This is a genomic window from Pedobacter sp. AK017 (genome assembly GCF_014200825.1).
Taxonomy (GTDB): Bacteria; Bacteroidota; Bacteroidia; order Sphingobacteriales; family Sphingobacteriaceae; genus Pedobacter; species Pedobacter heparinus.
Genome location: NZ_JACHCW010000048.1, coordinates 1 through 1,434 on the forward strand (window position 1 = coordinate 1; position 1,434 = coordinate 1,434).

General features: G+C 45.1%; 1 protein-coding gene. It reads left to right on the forward strand.

Annotated features, from left to right (window positions below; translation table 11 throughout):
- Nucleotides 1–1,434, forward strand: a 1,434-nt coding sequence (locus HDC92_RS24975; protein ID WP_183877590.1) for a hypothetical protein, incomplete at both ends; no start/stop codon positions are given.

The following is a 1,434-nucleotide window of genomic DNA, read 5'->3' on the forward strand; positions in this document are numbered from 1 at the left end:
TTTATGCCCAGAATGCTTGAAGAAGGTAAATATACTTTGTATGCCTATACCGATAAGATGCTGAGCTATGGGGATACGAATGTTTTTGTGCAGCCAATCCGGATCAGGAATAAAATTGGGAGGAAACTGGAAGCAGAGGCTTTGGTAAGTGATACAGGTCAGCTGGTGAGAGGCAGCAAAGTACAGGTAATGGCCAGGGTAAGGGAAAGCGGCAAACTCGCCAAAAATGTTGATGGAGAATATGAACTGACCTCGGGAGGAGAAACGATCAAATATGGCCGGCTGAGCACGAATGAGTTAGGCGAAGCCTTTATCAATTTTACTTACCCTAAACTGGCCGATGAGCAGTCGCTGAAAGTAAAGCTGCTCTTTACGCGGGGCAATGATTACGCGGAGCATAGCCTGAACCTACCCCATGAAGGGAACCCTTTGAAAGTAAATATCCATCCCGAAGGCGGGCAATTGTTAGCTGGTGTTGGGGGTAAAGTAGTTCTCGAGGTACTGGATATCCATGGCAATCCTGTTGAAACAGAATTATTGGTCAAAAACACTGGGCAGCTGGTGAGCAAAGTAAAAACCGATAAACAGGGAATTGCTATTATCTATTTGAAGCCGGAAACGGGCTCCAGCTATACAGTTGAAACAACCGGTAAGAAAAAACAAATTATTCCTTTTCCTCAGATTATAAAGCCTGCAGGCTACAGTTTGAAGCTATATAAAAGTAAAGAACAGTGCACAGTAACTGTTTACAACAAAAACCAAAGTGGAAATGCCTTGCTAATACTGCGTTCGGCTAAAGTGGTTTTGTGGAGCAAACTCATCACGGTTACGCCAGGTGATTCTTTAAATGTGGCTGTCCCTGTGGCAGATTTCCCAAAGAACATATTGAGTCTTTCTGTATTTGACCAGGACAATAAGTCTCAGGCCGAACGGCTCTTTCTGAACAGGGAAGAAGAGGATTATAAGGTTACTATCCAGACTGACCGGCAGGATTACGGGCTACAAAAGAAACTAACTGTTACCTTGCAGGTCACAGATGTCCAGGGAAATCCTGTTGTAGCCAATGTTTCGGTTTCGGCTACTGAAAAGTACCGGATCGACAGTGCAGCTTACCGGAATATCCTGGAGTCCTGGTATTACCGTCCCTTTGGACGGATCAACGAGAACCGTTTCCTTTCGGTGAAGTCGGCAACTGAGCTGGATGGACTGTTGATGGCTGTGAACTGGCCTGACAATCAGTGGGAAAGCATCAGCGATTATGTATCCAGGGGACCAGCTTTGCAGCTTGAACACACAGATGGGGCCATTGGACAGGTTGTGTTTAAACATCACCCGCTATTCAACATAAACAGCGATGTGAAGAAGCACAGGAAGATCTATATCCAATCGGTAAAGAACCATGGTTCTTTAAGCAAGGTTATTCAGGGAGATGTG